Here is an 18,476-nt window from a genome sequence, read left to right on the forward strand (position 1 = left end):
TAAGATAGGATTTAAGCAGATGTGTGCAGCAATAACCGTTAAAGAAGCAGATCAAATTGTTTTAGAAAATGCAGGTGATTTTGGCATAGAAAAACTTTCTTTAGCTCAAGCGGCAGGGTGGATTTTGGCAGAGGATATTTCCGCGGAACGTAATCAGCCGCCTTTTGACCGTGTGATGATGGACGGTATTGCCTGCCGTGCCGCAGATGATTTTCCCTTAAAATGTCTTGGACGCCATCAGGCCGGTGGAAAAATACCAACTTTACCTGAGGGAAATGTGTGCTGGGAAGTGATGACAGGTGCCGCTTTGCCGCATGGTGCAGATTGTGTGATTCCTGTTGAGGCTTTGGTGCGCAAAGAAGTTGAAGTCTCCTTAAAGTCGGGAGATGGCGGGGCACGTGTTGCAGGTCGCTTTATCCATCCAGAAGGATCAGATGCAAAAAAAGGGGATTTGCTTCTGGATTCAGGCATCGTCATTGATGGGCCTATCATGGCCCTTTTAGCCGCAAATGGTTATTCGGAAGTAAGTGTTTATCGTCTGCCTAAAATCGCGCTCTTAGCAACGGGTGATGAGCTTGTCGATGTGGATGCGGAGGTTGGTGAGGGGCAAGTTCGCCGTTCCAATGATTCAATGATGCGGGGGGTCTTGGCAGAAGGGGGATTTGTGCCTTCTTATGTCTCACATATTCCGGATGATTTTGAAACACTCGTTACGATGCTTCAAAAGGTTCTTAAAGAATCAGATGTTGTGATTTTAAGCGGGGGCGTTTCTATGGGCGCTTTCGATTATGTGCCTTCCGCACTTCAAAAAGTGGGGGCAAAAAAACTTATTCATCGTATTACGCAACGTCCTGGAGCTCCAATGTGGTTTGGGATTGGACCTGAAGGGCAACGTATTTTTGGTCTGCCCGGAAATCCTGTTTCAGCGATGGCTTGTGGTGCAAGATATGTTTTGCCTTTATTGAAAAAGGCAATGCATAATCGTTTCTCCAAACTTCCTTCTGAAGCGGTTTTGACAGAAACGGTTCAGTCTATGGATAAGCGAACTTTCTTCTTGCCTGTTCGTTTGGAATGGAAAGCAGGTAAAGCCATTTTGATTCCCCATAAGGTTCCAACTTCCGGTGATTTTATGCATCTTGGTGAAACAGCAGGTATTGCAGAAATTCCTGCTGGAGAAGGGGAAGTTCAAGCAGGTTCTTTGGTGGCATTCCACCCTTGGTAAAGTGCCTTTTTTCAAAATTTCAATGAAAATCTGCTGTAGAGATAATATATGCTGTTATTAAGATTAGAGGCCAGAAATGCCGCCTAAAGATCCGGAAAATATTGTAAGAGATTATTTTAAACGCCCCTTAAGAGATCTTAGAATTTCTGTAATGGATCGTTGCAATTTGCGCTGTGCCTATTGCATGCCGGAAGAGACGTTTCACGACAATTATCAGTTTCTTTCGCCACAAGAGCGCCTTAGCTTTGATGAGATCGAAGAAATTACAAAAATTGCCGCTTCTATGGGCGTTGTAAAGCTTCGTCTAACAGGGGGAGAGCCTTTGTTACGCAAGGGCTTAAATACGCTTATTGAGCGTCTTGTTAAGATTGAGGGGATTGAAGATATCGCCTTAACAACTAACGGGATTTTGCTTCAAAGATATGCGCAAGAGCTTAAGGATGCCGGTTTGAATCGGGTTTCTGTGAGTTTAGATGCAATGAGTCAAAGCTCCTTTGAGGGGATGTCAGGCGGACGAGGAAAACTTTCTCAAGTTTTGGAAGGGATTGAGGCCGCACAAAAAGCTAATTTTCCTGGCGGTATTAAAGTCAATGCGGTGATCCAAAAAGGCGTCAATGATGACCAAATCATTCCGCTTGCGGCTTATTTCAGAGAGACAAATATCATTCTACGATTTATCGAATATATGGATGTTGGTACACGCAATAGCTGGAGTATGCCCAGGGTGATGTCCTCCGATGATATTCGTGGCCTTCTCGAAGAAAGATGGGCGCTCGAACCTTTGGGTGAGCTTTATAAAGGAGAAGTCGCAGACCGTTACCGTTACAAAGATGGTAAGGGCGAGGTTGGTTTTATTTCCTCTGTCAGTACCCCTTTTTGTGGTGATTGTTCCAGGGTTCGACTTTCTTCCGAGGGAAAAATCTATACATGTCTGTTTGCAGATTCTGGTTTTGACTTGCGTCCGTTTCTAAAAGAAAAAAATACAGAAAAGTTAAAAGCATTTTTTGAGAATGTCTGGCACGAGCGTAAAGACCGCTACAGTTTGGATCGTAAATCCCTTCTCAAAGAGGACGGAAAAACACACCGGAAGAGCGCCATTGATGGCGGACGCCGAATTGAAATGAATTATATTGGTGGATAGTGATGACAGAAAATAAAACTTCAGGTCTTTTAGCAGATAAATTAAGCCATGTTGACGAGCAGGATGGTGCGCCAAAAATGGTCAATGTCGGCAATAAACAGATTACCTCACGTGAGGCAACGGCGCAGGCACGTCTGCTTTTCCCAAAAGAGGTGGCGGAAAAACTTCGGGCAACAGATTATGTCACGCCCAAAGGTGCTGTTTTTACCGTCTCACGTATTGCCGCTGTCATGGGGGTAAAACAAACATCAAATCTTATTCCTTTATGCCATCCCCTGCCTTTAAATGGCTGTGATATTGAAATCTATATGGAAGGGGATGAGGCAGTTATCGAAGTGACCGCCTCTTGTTCAGGGCGTACAGGGGTTGAAATGGAAGCGTTGACAGGTGCATCCATTGCCGCATTAACCATTTATGATATGTGCAAGGCGCTTAGCCATGACATGATTATCAAAGAGATTAAATTGATTGCCAAAAGTGGTGGCAAACGGGATTTTAATCGTCATCAATAAGAAGGCAATCATGTCTAATATTTTTTCAAATGAAAAGCTTTTCGGTCTCCTTTTATCCGGTGGAAAAAGCCAGCGTATGGGAAAAGATAAAGCAGCGCTTTGTTATGAAGGTCGTCCGCAACTTGTACGGGCGATGACATTCTTGTCAGAATTTACAGACCAGCAATTTCTTTCATTAAGAAAAGATCAGCAGTCAGATCCTTTGCGTCAGGCTTATAAGCCTATTTTTGATATTGAAGGGGTTAATGGGCCAAATTCCGGTCTTTTAGCGGCGCATCGTGCGTATCCAGAAGTCGCATGGCTTGTCTTGGCATGTGATTTGCCGTTTGCAGATGCTAATGCTTTGGCTCCCTTGGTGAAGGCAAGAGCAGAATGGCAGGGGGAAATCGCTGATAAACCTGTTGTTTTTTCATGGAAAAGCCCTTTTAACGGCAAAGCAGAGCCTCTTTGTGCCATTTGGGAGCCAGCAGCTTTAAAATCTCTTGAAAAAGTCGTTCAGGAAGGGGCGCATTGCCCAAGACAGGCTTTCAAAGGATTAACAGAATTTCTTTTAACGCCAGAGGGAAGCATTCTAGAAAATGTGAATACGCCTGATGAATGGCAAAAAATACAGGAAGGAGAAGCATAAATGAAGGTGCGTGTTGAATATTTTGCACATCTTAAAGAGCTTGCCGCAAAAACAGGTGAAACTGTTGAAATGCCGGAAGCTGGCCTAATGGCGCTCTATGAAGCATTGAAAGAAAAATATCATTTTCCAATGCCCTCTTCAGATATCCGTGTCGCTGTGAATGATGAATTTGTGGCGTGGGATCATCAGATTCAGGAAAATGACACGATCGTTTTTATTCCGCCTGTTACCGGTGGTTAAGAGATCGTTCATTTGAAAAATATTTATATCATTTAAGGAGATTAAAGATGAAGGAAGAAGGCTTTTTTCTTTCTAACCAGCCAGTTGATGTTGAAAAATGGGCAAAAGCCCTTCAAAAGCCGGAGGCCGGTGGCTACTGCGCTTTTGAAGGATGGGTAAGAAATCATAATGAAGGCCAGAAAGTTTCAGGTCTAGAATATGAAATCTATGAAGCCCTTGCGCAAAAAGAGGGAGAAAAGATTATTGCAGAGGCGCTGGAGAAATTTGATATTGCCGGTGTTTCTGCTTTCCATCGCTATGGTAATTTAAAAATTGGCGATATGGCTGTTTGGGTTGGTGCTTCAGCGGCACATCGTGATGATGCTTTTAAAGCCTGCCGTTATGTGATTGATGCGATTAAATTCCGTGTTCCCGTCTGGAAAAAAGAACATTATCAGACAGGTGAAGCTAAATGGGTGGCTTGCCATCAATGCGCCGCAGCGGGAAGCGATGCCGACCACGCCCATCATCATGGCGCAGGTTGCAACCACGAACATAAATAATTTTATGCGGGGTGGGGACTTCTCTTGATTTTTTATGGAAAAGATGGTGCGAGCTGGGGGACTTGAACCCCCACGTTCCTATGGAACTCAAGATTTTAAGTCTTGTGCGTCTACCGGTTCCGCCAAGCTCGCAAAAATCCTGCTGAGTGAATCAGCTTTGATAAGGCTCTTATACAGTTCTTTGTAATTTTATGCCATGCTTTTTAAGCCATTTTTCACTTTCTTTTCGTCCAATTTTGCCATTCGGACAAAAATTTTCGACTAAAGCCCAGAAATCTGCGGAATGATTGAAATGCGTTAAATGTGCTAATTCATGAATAATGACATAATCTTGAACGGATTTCGGGGCGAGAATCAGACGCCAGTTCAGCATAATAGCCCCTTGCACATTACAACTTCCCCAGCGTGTTTTGGCATCTCGCAAAGTGATTCGGCTGGGAGACGTTCCCATAATTTCACACCAGCGTTGAAAAGAGGCGGGAAGACGTGTTTTCGCACGTGCTTTTAAAAAGGCTTCGATTCTAAGAGATTCATTTTGGTCATGTTCTCGAATCACCAATCTATCTGGATAAAGTTTTGGAAGAAAAGAGGGAAGAGCCGGGATTCGAACAATCGGAAAGATCTTCCCTTCAATATAGATTTCATTGCTTTGGACAGCAGGTGGCGGGAGCGCATCTAATTGTGCCGTGACCCATTTTTGATGTGCCTTTAGAAAAAGGAGCGCTTTTTCTTTTGGAAAATTTTGGGGGAGAGAAAGGACAACGCCGCCTGTCCGTGGATTGATCCGTAAAGAAAGCCTACGAGAGCGGGTGGAATATTTCCAATCAATAGGCCAAGGAAAGGCAGTGTAAAAATTTTCTTTCATTTTTACTTTTAATTGTTCTTTGGACGATACGGGCGTGGCCATTCCTCTGGCCATGCAACAACATAATCCTCTAAATCTCCGGCTTCACGCTCACTGATGCAACGACCAGCCACAGAAGCACCAGCCTGTTTCATTGTTTCTATCTTGCCGGATTTTAGGGGGTGCCAGCTTGGCAGGTCTTTCCCTTCGGCAACAAGGCGGTAAGCACAGCTTGGGGGGAGCCATGTAATGGTTCTTACCAAATCAGGGGTAAGGGAGATGCAGTCAGGCACAAGTTGAAAACGGCTCGTATAGTTTTTGCAGATCCCTGTTTGGCAGTCGAGGCCACGGCAAGCAACTTTTGTCCAGGCGATTTCGCCGGTATTTTCATCAAGAAGTTTGTTAAGGCAGCAGCGCCCACAATGGTCACACAGACTTTCCCATTCTTCGTGTGAGAGGGATTCAAGGGGCTTGTTTTTCCAAAATTCAGACACGTTTAGACTTTCGGTCTTAATAAAATTTGAAGGTGAGAGAGGTAAATCTCGGATTATATCTATGACTTGAAGAGTTCCCTTGATAATAAGAGAAGTGTGTTAAGTATATAATGAAAATGACCTCAAAAAAAAGAAAGCCATGATGAGGGCGGTGAGGAACATATTTTGAAAGAGGGATAAGAAATGAATGGTCCGATCAATTTAGTCATGGAACTTTTTCGTCTTCAGGGGGAGATTCTTGCACTTGCTGTGAGACGATATGGCCATAGAATGCTGTGGGTAGGGGCTATGCTTTGCGCACTTCTTTTTATGGTTTTCTCTTTCCATGCCTTGTTTTGGGCTACTTTTTTATTTTTTATGCCGGGGCATTTTATTTTGGCCTCTTTGGCGATGTTGTTCATGGATTTCGTCAGCTTTTGTGTTTGTATCTTTTTTGCAACACGTACGAGGAAACAAAGTAGTGAACAGAGAGAAGTTTATCTGGAACGTGAGGATAAAATAGAAGAGCTTCGTAGTGAGCTGTCTGTTTCAACCATATTGACCTTCTTAAATTCTCCCCTTGGAAAAACATCCGTCATCTGGGTACTGAGCTGGCTGACAAGTCCATTTTTTAGAAACAAAAAGAATACAAGAAAAGAAGATTTAAGAAGAGAAAGAGAAGAAAAAAGACAAAAAAGGTTAGATTTTAGCAGAGAAGGCCGTGGATGGTTTTGGCGTCTTTTTTAAAAATTAGACTGTTGATTACGGTGATGAAGTGCTAGGTCTTTCCAGAGGATATCCTTTGGAAAGAACATCCTTATCATGATGGCTGAATTTAATCTTTTTGGTATTTATATTGCGCCGATTACCGTTTACGGCTTAATTGCAGTTTTTTTAACTGTTCTGCTCCGGACTGTTTTATGGCGTATTGGCGTGTTGCAGTGGTTTTGGCATGTGGCGCTCTTTGAGATCGCCTTATTCTGTTGCATCTTAAGCTTATTGATATTGTATTTATGACGGACTCTGCTGTAATCGCTCGTATCTTTTTTAATTGTTGTCTTGGGATAACGTGCCTGTGAGTCGTTTTCGTACAATCATACGCCCCTTATTAACCAGCATGGTGATTATTTTAGCCATTGGGCTGGGATATATCGTTTGGGATGTTTATGTTTTAAATCCTTGGACACGTGATGGCCGTGTCCGTGTGTATGTTGTTATTAGTGCCCCTGAGGTTGAGGGGACGGTAACGTCTATTCCTGTGGTGGACAATCAGTTTGTTCATCGTGGTGATCCTATTTATGTTCTTGATAAATTGCGATTTCAGCTTGATGTCCAGCATGCAAAAGCCCGTGTTTCTGGCGCGCAGGATGAGTATGAGCTTGCCGTTCGTAATGCGCATCGCCGTTTAGGACTAGGCGGTGCCGTTTCGCGTGAAGAAGAAGAAGATTACGATTCTGAAACGGTTGTGAAACGGGCTTATCTTAATGAGGCAAAGGCAGAGCTTAATACAGCTTTGGTGAATTTACAGCGTTCAACAGTTTACGCTTCTGTTGATGGCTATATAACGGATTTGAATTTACGTGTCGGGGATTATGTTCATATCGGACAGCCTGTCATGTCGGTGATTGATTCAAGCACTTTCTGGATTTATGCCTATATGGAGGAAACAAAAATCCATGGGGTGCATATTGGGGATGTCGCACGAATTAAATTGATGGGCTATCGGGAGTTACTGAAAGGGCACGTTGTTAGTATCGGGCGAGGGATTAACGATAAAAATGGTGAGTGGGATCGTTTAGGCTTGCCAACTGTAGATCCTATTTTTACATGGGTACGTCTTGCGCAGCGTATTCCTGTTCGTATTGAGTTTGATGAAATTCCCCCAAATGTTATTTTGGTTTCTGGAATGACAGGCAGTGTGGCCGTTGGACCAAAGCCGCCTGGTGGTCGGGGAGAGCTCATTATGTGGCTGCAAAATCACCTGTAATATGCGTATTCTTTCCTATGCTCTTGCAGGGGCAATGCTTTTAGCTTCCTGTACTGTGGGGCCTGAATATAAACCAGATCATGTTCGTTTACCGTCGCACTTCTCTTCGCAGGAGCATGTGCCGACAGCAGATGAGATTGCGGATATGGAACAGGGTTTAAGAAACTGGTGGTGCCGTTTTAATGATCCTATTTTAAATCAGCTGATTGATCGTGCCATTAAGGGAAATTATAACCTTATGGCCGCTACGAACCATATTATGAGTGAGCGTGCTTTGAGGCGTGAAGCGCAGGCACAATGGTATCCACAGGTTGATGCAGATGCCGGTGGTGGTGCAACACGTTATTCAACTGCAATTGATAACTGGCCTTTGCGTCCGAATAATTCTACCAGTACAGATGGTGAAGGCGCATGGCAGTATGCAGGCGCCTCCATCATTACCTATGGTGTGAACGCTAACTGGGAAATTGACGTTTTCGGTCGTATTTCAAGACAGGTTGAGGGGCAGACACGTTCTGTTCAGGCAACGATTGAAGATCGGCGGGGTCTCCTTCTTTCGATTCTTAGCCAAGTTGCAACAGATTATATTATTTTACGGGGTACACAGGAGCGCATTGCTGTTGTGGAGGGATCTATTCGGGTCGCCGCAAATGTTTGCGACATGGTGAATCGCCTTTTCTCTCACGGTGTCGGTAATAACCTTATTGTAGCACAGGCAGAATCTGAACTTCATAGTGAACGTGCAAGACTTCCGGGATTAAAAGCGCAAGAGGCAACAATGCGTCATGCGATTGCCGTTTTAATGGGCGAAATGCCCGGTAAGGATTTGCCTGAATTGCTGCAGGTTCAGTCCATGCCTAAACCCCCACCATTGCCAGCAACCTTACCGTCTTTGGTTGTGGCTAACCGTCCTGACATTCGCTTAGCGGAACGTCGTTATGCTGTTTCTATGGCTAATATTGGCGTCTCTGTTGCACAACTTTATCCTAATTTTAATGCACCTTTAAACTATAACCCGAATGCTTCTGCATTTTATCAGGCCTTTTCGCTTTACGGTCAGGCTTGGAACTTTTTGATTATGGCCTCTATTCCCATTATGCATGGTGGTCAGTTAACGGCAAAAATTTCACAATCTCGTGCAGAGGCCGAGCAGAGCCGATTTATGTATCATCAGACGGTGTTGAATGCGTTTCAAGAAGTCGAAGATCGAATGACAGACTGGGGGCAGGATAATAATACAGTTGTTGAACGCTATTCTGCTGAGGTTCAGGCCGAATTAGCACGAGATCGTGCCCGTGCTTTGTTTAATCATGGCTTAACGAGTTTCCTTAATATCTTGGTGACAGAGCAAACAGCATTGAACACAAAAGATGAATGGGTTGTTTCACGGATTAAACGTTTAGAAGATGCCATCGGTCTTTATGTTGCGATGGGTGCGGGTTGGCAAGGAGATGAATTGATGAATACAGAATTGCCAATTGAAAAACATGATCAAGGAATTCTTGCAAGAATCTTTACCCGCTAGGATTTTCTCTGATTTCTCGCTATTCTTCATCGACATAACGTCATATTATTAGGTTCTCAGAACCACTGGATTAAAAAAGGAACTATCTGATTATGAGCGATCCTTATGCTACGCTTGGCCTAACAAAATCAGCAACGGATGATGAAATTCGTAAAGCATATCGTCGTCTAGCTAAAAAATATCATCCAGACCTTAACCCAGATAATAAAGAGGCTGAAGAGAAGTTCAAACAGGTTGGTAAGGCCTATGAGATTCTAGGGGATAAAGAAAAACGCAACCAATACGATCAAGGTGCCATTGATGGTGATGGGCAACCCCGTGGTTTTGGCGGTGGTGGTTTCGGTGGCGGTGGCTTTGGCCCTCGTGGTTTTGGTGGTGGCGCAGGTTTTGGCGGTGCCGGTGCCAGCCCAGAAGATTTACAAGATATTTTACGGGGGTTTGGTTTTGGCGGTGGCGGTTTTGGCGCCCGTGGGCCAAGAGCAGGTGAGGATGTTCGATCTGAACTGACGATCCCTTTTCTTTTGTCTGTGCTGGGGGGAGACGAGGAAATTTTTGTTAACGGTAAATCTGTTAGTTTTAAAATTCCACCGGGTATTACAAACGGTCAAACGCTTCGTTTAAAGGGAAAAGGACAGCCAGGACGTGGTGGTGCGCCTGCAGGGAACTTGCTCTTGACAATTCACATTAAGCCGGATCATCGTTATGAACGTGAGGGACGTGATCTTCGAACAGTTGTTGATATTGATTTTAAAACAGCTATTCTGGGAGGAAAGCTCGAAATTCCAACCCCGCAAGGTTCTGTTAGATTGACGGTACCGGCTGATTCAGATAGTGGAAAGGTGCTAAGGGTTCCAGGTAGGGGGATTGCTGCAGACAAAACACATGCCGCAGGAAATCTACTTGTTACTTTGAGAGTCATTCTTGGAAAAGTTGATTCTAAGCTCAAAGCATTCTTGCAAGAGGAAGTTAATGCTGAGGCTCCTTAAGATGTAAGGTTTAAAATGACGAATACTGTCCCGCCATTTTCTGACGAACGTAATAGCGAAAAGTCTTTTTTTACTTCAGGTTGGCTTTATCATTTATTGCATGTTGAAATGATGCAATGTTTTGGTGCCATGCTGTTTGTTTTGTTTCTTGCTGTACTGACTTTTTATGGTGTCTTGCGCATGCAGGGTTTCAGTTATGGCCAGGCTTAGCGTTACTTGGCAGGTTGGTGATGAAAATCATTTGTTTCTCTGATAGTTGGCTAACCTGCTTTTATGGATATTGTCTCTTTCTCTCCTTTTTCTTGTTGAAAATAGGACAGGGGAAGAGGCGCTTTCAGAGACAATTTCTTTTCGGAATCTTTTTTCTTTTTATGCCTTTGCAACATGCAAGGGCGCAGTCAGCTTTTGCCAATTTACGTAACCCTCCGCCGATGACAACTATTTCAGATGGGGAGGAGGTCATTAAGGTTAAGCCGCATAAAAAAGCGAATAGTCTGGCATCGGCTTTGAATGGTGGCACTAAAACGCACTCATATGCGCCTACCTCATCTTTAATGAACCAGCGGAATTCTGGCTTTCAACCTTTTCGCAGTAATAATGAAACACAGATTTTAAGAGGAGAGACAAAAGCTTTTGGCTCAATGCCTTTGCCGATTGCGGGGGGGGAGTTTGCACCTTATCTTGGTGCTGGTTCAACATATGAGCCTGAAGAAGCAACTTGGCTTCCTAAAAGCTTTCCAGCTTGGATGGATCAGGAAACGGTAACAGGTGACTGGGGAGGTTGGCGGACACTTCTTAAAAATCGTGGGGTCAATATTGGTGGGCGCTGGCTCATGGAATGGAATGGTGATCCTGGCGGTGGTAGAAAACATGCAGGAAGTTTTGCAGATGAGGAAGCTGTTTACGCTGATTTTGATTTGCAAAAATTACTTGGGGTTCATCTGGGAACGATCCATTATCTGATGACAATGCGTCAGGGGTCGGTAGCGCTTTCTGCCAGCGCTATTCCAGCGCTTGACCCACCACAGGAAATTGCAGGGGGGGGACAGGAACACCGGGCTATGATTTTACCCGCTTAACCCGACTTTCATGGGAAATGCTTTGGAGTAAGTATGTCCGTACTGAAATCGGAGAAATGAATGCGGAATCTGACTTTGAGCAATCTTCAAATTATTGGGGAGCAAACCTTTACTGTCAATTTGTCAATAATGGGATTTGCGGTATGCCGCAATCCATTGCGATGAACTCAGGCTATACATGGTATCCTGCATCTTCCCCAGGTGGGTATATTAAATTTTATCCAACAGGGGATGACCATTGGTTGATTTCTGGTGGTATTTACGCAGAAAATAAGAATCCAGCAGCTCCGGTCAACTATTGGAATTTAGGCTTAAGTCAGGCTGTCGGGGCGTTTGTACCTGTTCAGCTTGGTTGGCACCGTGGCGGTACTTCTGATTATTCAGGGCCATTGCAGAGTAATATTAAAATTGGTGCTTATTGGGATTCGCAGTGGACCAAAGATGTGTATTCACAAATGGGTATGTTTGCAGGAAACGCTTTACCAGCCGCCGCCGCCTCTACCATCGTTAATAATGCTCAAGTAACAAGAAGTCGGTACGGTGCCTGGATACAGGGCGACACAATGCTTGAAAGAGACGGCAGGGATCCAAGGCGAGGAACAACAATTTTTGGAACCTTTACTTGGGGTGATCCAAGAGAGTCCGTTTCGCCTTACTTTGTAACCTTGGGACTTGTTCGAAAAGGAACTTTTCCGAACCGTCCCAATGATACAATTTCTTTGGGTGGAAAAATGCTCTTTGTGAATGAGCAGTTGACAGATGCTGTGAAAAATTTACCGGAATCTGTTTGCAATGATAGATCTTTTGGCTATCCGGGCGGATGTTATGCCCCCCATATGGAAAGCGCCCTAGAACTTAACTATGGATGGCGACCTGCTAATTGGCTTCTTATCCGCCCAGATTTACAATTTATTTTCTCACCCGGGGGGACAAACCGTTATGCAACCGCAACAGTTGTTGGCATAGAAACAGGGATTATTTTTTAGATTCCTTGTTATTCAGAAACGGGATTTCCCAGTTGTAAAACAAAGGTAAATTTGTTCTCAGCAGCGATTGCCCATGTATTGCGGGCACATTTATAGGTGTCATCTGGTGTTCCTAAAATGACGGGCTGCCCATCTAGTTCAATATTGATAAAATAGGGTGTGAGGCCTTGCATGCTTGGATTGCGAAGAATTTTCCAGCATTCATTACGGGTAAAAGGCCCAAGAACAATATCCACTGTTGGCGAGCCATTGGCCTCATTATTGTCAGGGTCTGCTTGTAAAAGCAGACGTGCTGGCTTTTTGTACGGGCAGGAATTTGTCACTAGCCTTAGTTTTTCAAGCTCATGACTGTTAATACGAATTTGCGTCTGCTGTTCTTTAGCCGCTTTTTTAACAGCCTCTTTAAGAATTTGTAGGGTCGTCTTGCGTATTCTTTGTAATGTCGCTGGCAATTCTCTAAACTCTTTCGCCGTCCAATCTTTTGAGCGGCAGACATCCAGCTCCGGCGTAAGATCAATATCATAGGCTGCCGTTAACGCATGTACCGGTGTTGTGTAAAAACCAGCGAAAAGAGAAGATAAAAGAAAGAGGGAAAGAAGACCTGACTTGTTATTTTTTACTTTTTTTTTTGTAAGATTTGTGGCTGGCAGGATATAGCCTTTGCCACTGGCTAAACGAAAGAGCCATTTGCCTGTTTTTTGTAAAACATTTCCCCAGTTAATATTTAATTTTTTCAGCGATAAGGGAGGCTGATTTGTCTTAAGCGTGATCTCAAATCTTTGCTGGAGAATTTTACTAATCCGTTCTGCACGCATGTCCCATGTGAGAGATGTTCCATCTTTATATGCTTTTTGACGGATACGTTCCATTTGCTCTGGGTCACTGGTCAATTCACGAAGACATGCGGCAAGTTCATCAGGGTGATCTGGTGTTACAAGTCTTGCATTTTCCCCATCTTTAAGTAGCTCCATAATGTCTGGTGTGGTACCGGCAACGATCACTTTACCGCTTCCGAGATACAGGAAGGTTTTTAAAGGTAAAATTGTAGCGCCGGCAACAGCAATAGGGTCCAGAGAAGGGGGAATTAAAAGAATATCGGCGGCTTGTAAATAGATCCCAAGCCGTTTTTCATCTGTTTCCCATGGTCGGAGTTCCACATTCGGGATCTTTTTTGCTTCTTCAGTAACAGAATTATCCTTTTCATGCCCAACGAGAATAAAAAGATGATTAGGAAGTTTTTTGGCAGCCTCCAAAACAACAGAAAGACCTTTTTTATGGTTTATGCGTCCAGAGTAGAGAATAATAGGTTTTTCTGATGGTATATTTAAAAGTTTACGGGCTTCTTCCACTGAAGGGAGATTGGCAAAACGTTCTGGATTAAAGCCATTATGGGCAAGGTGAATTCTTTCTTGCGGGCAGCCCATATCTAAATATTTGTTTCTTAAATATTTCGAATGGCATGCGTAAAAAAGAAAAGAAGGGCGAAGAATAAACTGGAGAATAAAAACAGTTAGCGGTGGAATTTGGTCTGTCCATGCACGGTAATGGTCATAAACCGTTGGCTTGCCAAAAAGTGTTGAAACCCAAGCGACCCAAAGGTTGCGTGTGTAAAGAACATCCGCTTGTCGGAAACTGCTGCGGAAACCTAAAGTTAATCCGCAGCAAAAATGACGCCATGCAGCAGGTGAGAGTGGGACTTTATATGGGATGACTTGAACGCCATATTTTTCTTCAACTTCTCTTAGAGATTGTCCTTTATTTAAAGGCAGTAAAATTTTTGAATCTTGAAAATGTTTCCGTAAGGCTTTTGCCGTAGAGAGAAAAACTTCAGCATCCGCTGCCGTATTTGGGAGAGGATTTTCAAAAGTGAAGAGAATTTTCATAAAGCAAAACCAGAAAAGAATATATTTTGAGAGAAGAATATGCTGAGTTTAGAGCATATGAGATTATAAAAGGGAGTTATAGATCGCTTCAAGTGTCTTATTTTGGGTTGTCTGAGAAAATTCTCTTTCAACAAATTTACGCCCAGCTTTTCCCATTTCTATCCTGAGTTCCTTATTATCCAGTAAATAGGTTATTTTTTCTGCCAAAGCGTGTGGGTCTGCAGGCGGCACAAGAAAACCTGTTTCCCCTTCATCCATTGTTTCAGGAATTCCGCCGGAACGACTGCCAATGACGGGAACACCACAGGCGGAAGCCTCGACCAAGGCTAGCCCAAGACCTTCCTCACGGCCATCTGCTGTTGGAATACTGGGTAAGATGGAAATCATTGCACGTGAGGTATAGTCTTTTACGACATCATGCGTACAAGATCCCATAAAAATGACTCGGTTTGAAAGAGAAAGTTCTTCAGCAAGAGCTTCGAGTTTTTTCCGTAAATCGCCTTCTCCAATAAGAACGAGCTTTATATGTTTATGGCGTTCTGAAAGAAGAGAGAGCGCTTTAATAAGGATAGATGTCCCTTTGACAGGGACAAGTCTTGCCACATGTAAAAGATAGTTTTCCTCCCTCTCCGGAGAACGTAAGCTAAATTCCGTGAGATTGATACCAACATGGTGCAGAATGGTTCGTTCTTTTGGAAAGCCCATTTCAAGAACACGTTTTTTAATAAAACGAGAGGGGCAAAGAAAAATTGCTCCTTTTTTTGCAAGGGATTTTTTCAGAAAAGGATAGGGGAACCAGACAGGAGAGGTTAGAAAACGCCAATTATTCAACGTTACATCAAAACCGTGAAAATTTGTAATTAAAGGGACATTGAGCGCTTCTGCTATCGGAAGAGCACGTACGGCATCTGGGCCGAAATGCGCATGAATGAGTTTAATTTCCTCTTGCTGTTCTTTTGTTGTAAGCTTCAACCAGACTTTTGCAGAAAGAGAGAAAATACTTTTGAGGAAATGGAAGACTTCTCTAAAAGATCGTTTTTTGGAAGATACCTGCCAAAGAGAAACCGCTTTTTGGCCAGAGGGTGTTTTTCCCCATTGAACCCGCCCCATGTAAAGAGGTTGGTATCTTTCTAGATTTTTAGTCTGTAAAGGAATAAAAGTTTCAGAGGCACGAAAAAGATTCTGTCTAAAAATCAAAATAATATGCTTTTTTTTCGGGCGCAGTGAAGATAGGCTCATGGGGTTCTTTCGGCTGTATCGAAATAATTTTGCAATGAAGAGAAGCTGTGACAAGTAAAATCATAACTGTTCAAGAAAGTAAAACATTAACACGTTATTTCTTGTCAGAAATTTTTCGCCCTTTTGCGAGTGTTCTTGGTATTGCCAGTGCACTTTTTTGCAGTTACGGGGTTGCTGACTATTTGCAGGATGCTGCGAATGGCATGTTAGCGGCGAATATGATCGGTATGATTATGCTGGCTAAGCTGCTCATCGCCTTAGAAGTGTTAGCCCCTGTTTCTCTGTATCTTGCAATTATCATGGCTTTTGGAAAGCTTTATGATGGGAGTGAGCTTTACGTTATCCCGGCATTGAGAATATCTCCAGTCTCTGTTTTAAGGCCTGCTTTGATTGCTGCCTTGGGCATGGGGGTAGTGGTTGCATTGATTTCGAATATTGTACGTCCATGGTCTTATGGGGAGTTAGAGGATTTAACCACCCGTGCAGGGAGCAATATGGATGTCGGCGCACTTTTGCCAGGAAATTTTTATACTTTAGATGAAGGCAGACGAACAATTTATCTAGAGGACAAAACGATTTTAGGTGAGGAAGCGAGAGGCGTTTATGTTTTTGAAGCTTTAGGAAATAATCGTCTTCGTGTGATTGCCTCACGTAAAAGCTTTTCTGTTATCAATGAAGATAAAATTGATAAAAAGGCGCATGGAGACTGGTTGCAGTTTCAAGATGCACATATGTATGAGATCGGTATTTTTCCGCATATTTCGGATCGAATTATGGAGATGCGTCGTGGAAATAGAGCTTCTTTGCAGTCAGCGCCCAAAAAAGAGGAAAAAGGTCGTCTTGTTGACTATGAAAAGGATTCAACTTTAAATCTGATACGTTTCCCAGCAGGGGATCGACGGCGTGTTGCAGAGGTGCAGTGGCGATGCTCTACTTTTGTTGCAACAATTTTACTTGCCTTGCTTGCTGTTCCTTTAAGCCAAGGAAATGGTCCACGGCAAAATAAGTCCGGCCGTCTCGGAATTGCGATCGTTATTTATTTTATTTATTATATGTCTTATATGACAACCCGTAACTGGATGCAGGATGGTATGATCCCTGCCTTTCCTGGTGTTTGGTGGGCACCTATTGGTCTATCTATTTTAGTGGTTGTCCTCTTATTAAAATATCTCGCAGATGGTGCTGGTTGGCATGAGCTTAAACTTCTTTTTCGTGTAGATAAAATATTGAATAAAGTCAGGAAAAATCCTTGAACATTATAATGCCGCCGATTTGGGTCAGATATGTTTGGAAAGAAGCGTTTAAAGGATTTCTCGTTGCGTTAGCAGGACTTATTGCCTTGTTTAGCCTGTTGCAATTCGTCACTTTGTTAAAGATGTCCGGTAATGGAACTTATACCTTACTTGATGCAGCGCTTGAGACATGTCTTTTTTTGCCAAGTAAACTGATTGAGATTACGCCAATGGCTGCTTTATTAGGTAGTTTGATCGGCTTAGGGGGGCTTGCGCGGCATCAAGAGCTTACGGCTTTAACAGGTACTGGAGTTTCTGACTGGCGTATTGTTCAAGTCACTTCGTTGCTGGCTATCCCGCTTTCTGTTCTTCTTTTTTTAATGTCTCAATTTATGATACCGGCCGCTTATCATCTTTCTCAAGAAATACAGGCAAAGGCGTCTTGGGATAAAACGAATACTGGGCATTTTTTTTGGGCGTTAGGCAAAGGCGGCGTTTTTTTAAAAGTAGGCAGTATTGCAGATGACGGAAGGGCTTGGAATATACAGCGCTTTAAAATTGGAAGTGATGGTAAGTTACAAGAATTTTTAAAAGCGGATAAATCTGTTTTAAATTCAGATGGAAGCTGGCATATGTCCCATCTCTTAAAGAAAACAATTATCCGAGATCGTGTTGTAGAGGAGAATTTAGAGAGTTTAGACTGGATGCCGTTTCTGAGTAGAGATGAGATGTACTATCTTACTTTTCCAATCAGCTTTGTTTCACCAACAGCACTGGTACAGCACATCATTGATGGGCGTTTAAAGGGAGAGCCTGCGATTTTATGTGAGCGTGAGATATGGAAACGCTTAGCATTGCCTTTTTCGATTGTCGCCCTTGTCTTTTTTGCCGCACCGTTTTTGTTTGGCTCGACCAGAAGTAAAACGGTTGGAAGTCGTATCGGCATCGGCGTGATGATTGCCGTTGCATATACTTTATTCCAAGAAATTTTGGATAGGGCCGGGCTTGTAACAGGTATATCACCGATTATTAGCGCTTTTTTACCGCCATTATTGGTCGTTGCTGCCGCCGTACAGCTCTATGCACGTTCTAATCCCCATGGGTAAGGCTGGAGAGGCCTTCGTTAAGGAAGGCTTCTCATAAAGGCTTTTTGCTTTTTATGGAGGCAGTAAAGCATAAAAAATGAATATGGCATCATCACCGCAATCTCAAAATAGAAATATCCAAGAGGATGCTGTGCAAAAGTGAAGAGAAAAATTAAAAGAGTACGGGTATTACCGGATAAAAAAGACCATATATGGATAAGGCTCGGAAAAGCGTCTCTATAGTATTTTGCAACTGTCTCACGCCCGTGCTCAGGGTGATTTTCAATATAGTTTTGAAGATCTACTTGAAACTGTTTTGTACGTCCTGCAGCAAGGCTCTGTAAGAGTTCATATAAAATATTTAGACCTGAAAAAAGATGATTTTTTCCACCTTGTGGCGTATGTCCAAGTGGAAGATCTCCACGTCCATATGCCCAGTAGGCATATTCTTCCCGTTGTAATTCATAAGAGGCCGCTTGAATCGCGTGGCAAGCACCGGCGGCAAGACCGAGCCAAAAGATCCAGTGCTGATTATTAAATAAGTCAGGTAAGGCAATACCGAAATACACAGCCGCAAAACAGGCATAATCACAGAGACCATCAATGATTTTACCACTTTTGGAAGTTTTTCCTGTTAGTCTGGCAAGTTGCCCATCTGCTCCATCGCAGATGTGCCAAAAAATCATTAGGCCGAAAGCGAGAAAAACCCAAATATAATCCGTGTATAGAAAAGGGGAGGGGCCACGGACGGATTCCATGAAAATATAGTAGCAAATCCCCGAAAATATGCCTGAAAACATTCCTAGGAGAGAAACCATGTTCGGCGTCATGGAAAGCTTAGAGGCAATCAAAACAAGCTTTTCAGAAAGAAC

General features: G+C 43.3%; 21 protein-coding genes and 1 tRNA gene (1 of these 22 cut by a window edge). 16 read left to right on the forward strand and 6 right to left on the reverse strand.

What is annotated here, in order from left to right; all coding sequences use genetic code 11:
* Positions 1–19: 19 nt before the first annotated feature.
* The 6 genes from FAI41_07380 to FAI41_07405 all read left to right on the forward strand — a co-directional run bounded on the left by FAI41_07380 (position 20) and on the right by FAI41_07405 (position 4,285).
* A complete protein-coding gene (locus FAI41_07380; GenBank protein ID QCE33412.1) occupies positions 20–1,222 on the forward strand; it encodes a molybdopterin molybdotransferase MoeA in 1,203 nt (400 codons plus the stop codon).
* Between the two features lie 76 nt (positions 1,223–1,298).
* On the forward strand, positions 1,299–2,363 hold the full coding sequence (gene moaA / locus FAI41_07385) for a GTP 3',8-cyclase MoaA (GenBank protein QCE33413.1): 1,065 nt from the start codon (positions 1,299–1,301) through the stop codon (positions 2,361–2,363).
* Between the two features lie 2 nt (positions 2,364–2,365).
* Positions 2,366–2,875, forward strand: a complete 510-nt coding sequence (moaC, locus tag FAI41_07390; protein QCE33414.1) for a cyclic pyranopterin monophosphate synthase MoaC — start codon at positions 2,366–2,368, stop codon at positions 2,873–2,875.
* 10 nt (positions 2,876–2,885) lie between these two features.
* Complete coding sequence (locus FAI41_07395; protein ID QCE33415.1) at positions 2,886–3,503, forward strand: molybdenum cofactor guanylyltransferase; 618 nt, start codon at positions 2,886–2,888, stop codon at positions 3,501–3,503.
* Positions 3,504–3,743, forward strand: coding sequence for a MoaD/ThiS family protein (locus FAI41_07400; GenBank protein QCE33416.1), 240 nt, complete (start codon positions 3,504–3,506; stop codon positions 3,741–3,743).
* A 47-nt stretch (positions 3,744–3,790) separates the two neighbouring features.
* Positions 3,791–4,285 carry a molybdenum cofactor biosynthesis protein MoaE gene (locus FAI41_07405; GenBank protein QCE33417.1) on the forward strand — a complete coding sequence of 165 codons (495 nt, stop codon included), beginning with the start codon at positions 3,791–3,793 and terminating at the stop codon, positions 4,283–4,285.
* Between the two features lie 44 nt (positions 4,286–4,329).
* Here the strand turns inward: FAI41_07405 and FAI41_07410 are convergent.
* The 3 genes from FAI41_07410 to FAI41_07420 all read right to left on the reverse strand — a co-directional run bounded on the left by FAI41_07410 (position 4,330) and on the right by FAI41_07420 (position 5,644).
* Positions 4,330–4,417 (reverse strand) — tRNA-Leu (locus FAI41_07410).
* Positions 4,418–4,454: 37 nt separating this feature from the next.
* Complete coding sequence (locus tag FAI41_07415) at positions 4,455–5,204, reverse strand: M48 family metallopeptidase (protein QCE33418.1); 750 nt, start codon at positions 5,202–5,204, stop codon at positions 4,455–4,457.
* Positions 5,159–5,644: a YcgN family cysteine cluster protein gene (locus FAI41_07420; GenBank protein ID QCE33419.1), complete on the reverse strand. Its 486-nt coding sequence runs from the start codon at positions 5,642–5,644 to the stop codon at positions 5,159–5,161. The genes FAI41_07415 and FAI41_07420 overlap by 46 nt, the downstream gene beginning before the upstream one ends.
* A gap of 354 nt (positions 5,645–5,998) precedes the next feature.
* Between FAI41_07420 and FAI41_07425 the strand changes: the two genes are divergently transcribed.
* The 8 genes from FAI41_07425 (at position 5,999) to FAI41_07460 (ending at position 12,165) form a co-directional block, all read left to right on the forward strand.
* Positions 5,999–6,349 (forward strand): hypothetical protein, encoded by a 351-nt coding sequence (locus FAI41_07425; GenBank protein QCE33420.1) that lies wholly within the window; start codon positions 5,999–6,001, stop codon positions 6,347–6,349.
* A gap of 75 nt (positions 6,350–6,424) precedes the next feature.
* Positions 6,425–6,619, forward strand: coding sequence for a DUF1656 domain-containing protein (locus FAI41_07430; GenBank protein ID QCE33421.1), 195 nt, complete (start codon positions 6,425–6,427; stop codon positions 6,617–6,619).
* A gap of 58 nt (positions 6,620–6,677) precedes the next feature.
* The gene (locus tag FAI41_07435) at positions 6,678–7,589 is read left to right on the forward strand and encodes an HlyD family secretion protein (GenBank protein QCE33422.1); all 912 of its coding nucleotides are present in this window, start codon (positions 6,678–6,680) and stop codon (positions 7,587–7,589) included.
* Position 7,590: 1 nt separating this feature from the next.
* On the forward strand, positions 7,591–9,114 hold the full coding sequence (locus FAI41_07440; protein ID QCE33423.1) for an efflux transporter outer membrane subunit: 1,524 nt from the start codon (positions 7,591–7,593) through the stop codon (positions 9,112–9,114).
* Positions 9,115–9,200: 86 nt separating this feature from the next.
* Positions 9,201–10,100 carry a J domain-containing protein gene (locus FAI41_07445; protein QCE33424.1) on the forward strand — a complete coding sequence of 300 codons (900 nt, stop codon included), beginning with the start codon at positions 9,201–9,203 and terminating at the stop codon, positions 10,098–10,100.
* A gap of 15 nt (positions 10,101–10,115) precedes the next feature.
* Positions 10,116–10,310 carry a hypothetical protein gene (locus FAI41_07450; protein ID QCE33425.1) on the forward strand — a complete coding sequence of 65 codons (195 nt, stop codon included), beginning with the start codon at positions 10,116–10,118 and terminating at the stop codon, positions 10,308–10,310.
* A 161-nt stretch (positions 10,311–10,471) separates the two neighbouring features.
* Positions 10,472–11,179, forward strand: a complete 708-nt coding sequence (locus tag FAI41_07455; GenBank protein ID QCE33426.1) for a hypothetical protein — start codon at positions 10,472–10,474, stop codon at positions 11,177–11,179.
* Positions 11,180–11,196: 17 nt separating this feature from the next.
* Entirely contained in the window at positions 11,197–12,165 is a 969-nt protein-coding gene (locus FAI41_07460) for a carbohydrate porin (GenBank protein QCE33427.1), read from the forward strand.
* Between the two features lie 8 nt (positions 12,166–12,173).
* On the opposite strand, the gene FAI41_07465 is transcribed toward FAI41_07460, so the two are convergent.
* Together FAI41_07465 and FAI41_07470 are read right to left on the reverse strand one after the other, a co-directional pair.
* Positions 12,174–14,048, reverse strand: coding sequence for a glycosyltransferase family 4 protein (locus FAI41_07465; GenBank protein QCE33428.1), 1,875 nt, complete (start codon positions 14,046–14,048; stop codon positions 12,174–12,176).
* Between the two features lie 63 nt (positions 14,049–14,111).
* Positions 14,112–15,287, reverse strand: coding sequence for a glycosyltransferase (locus FAI41_07470; GenBank protein QCE33429.1), 1,176 nt, complete (start codon positions 15,285–15,287; stop codon positions 14,112–14,114).
* Positions 15,288–15,334: 47 nt separating this feature from the next.
* On the opposite strand from FAI41_07470, the gene FAI41_07475 reads away from it, so the two are divergent.
* Together FAI41_07475 and lptG are read left to right on the forward strand one after the other, a co-directional pair.
* On the forward strand, positions 15,335–16,540 hold the full coding sequence (locus FAI41_07475) for an LptF/LptG family permease (GenBank protein ID QCE33430.1): 1,206 nt from the start codon (positions 15,335–15,337) through the stop codon (positions 16,538–16,540).
* Positions 16,537–17,625, forward strand: a complete 1,089-nt coding sequence (gene lptG / locus FAI41_07480; GenBank protein ID QCE33431.1) for an LPS export ABC transporter permease LptG — start codon at positions 16,537–16,539, stop codon at positions 17,623–17,625. The genes FAI41_07475 and lptG overlap by 4 nt, the downstream gene beginning before the upstream one ends.
* A gap of 17 nt (positions 17,626–17,642) precedes the next feature.
* Here lptG and FAI41_07485 read toward each other — a convergent pair whose 3' ends face one another.
* On the reverse strand, positions 17,643–18,476 hold the 3' portion of the coding sequence (locus tag FAI41_07485; protein QCE33432.1) for a hypothetical protein. 93 nt of this gene lie beyond the right edge of the window; the window shows 834 of its 927 coding nt (coding positions 94–927); its start codon lies off the right edge, out of view — the gene reads right to left on this strand; its stop codon occupies positions 17,643–17,645.

It is taken from the genome of Acetobacteraceae bacterium, assembly GCA_004843165.1.
Lineage (GTDB): Bacteria > Pseudomonadota > Alphaproteobacteria > Acetobacterales > Acetobacteraceae.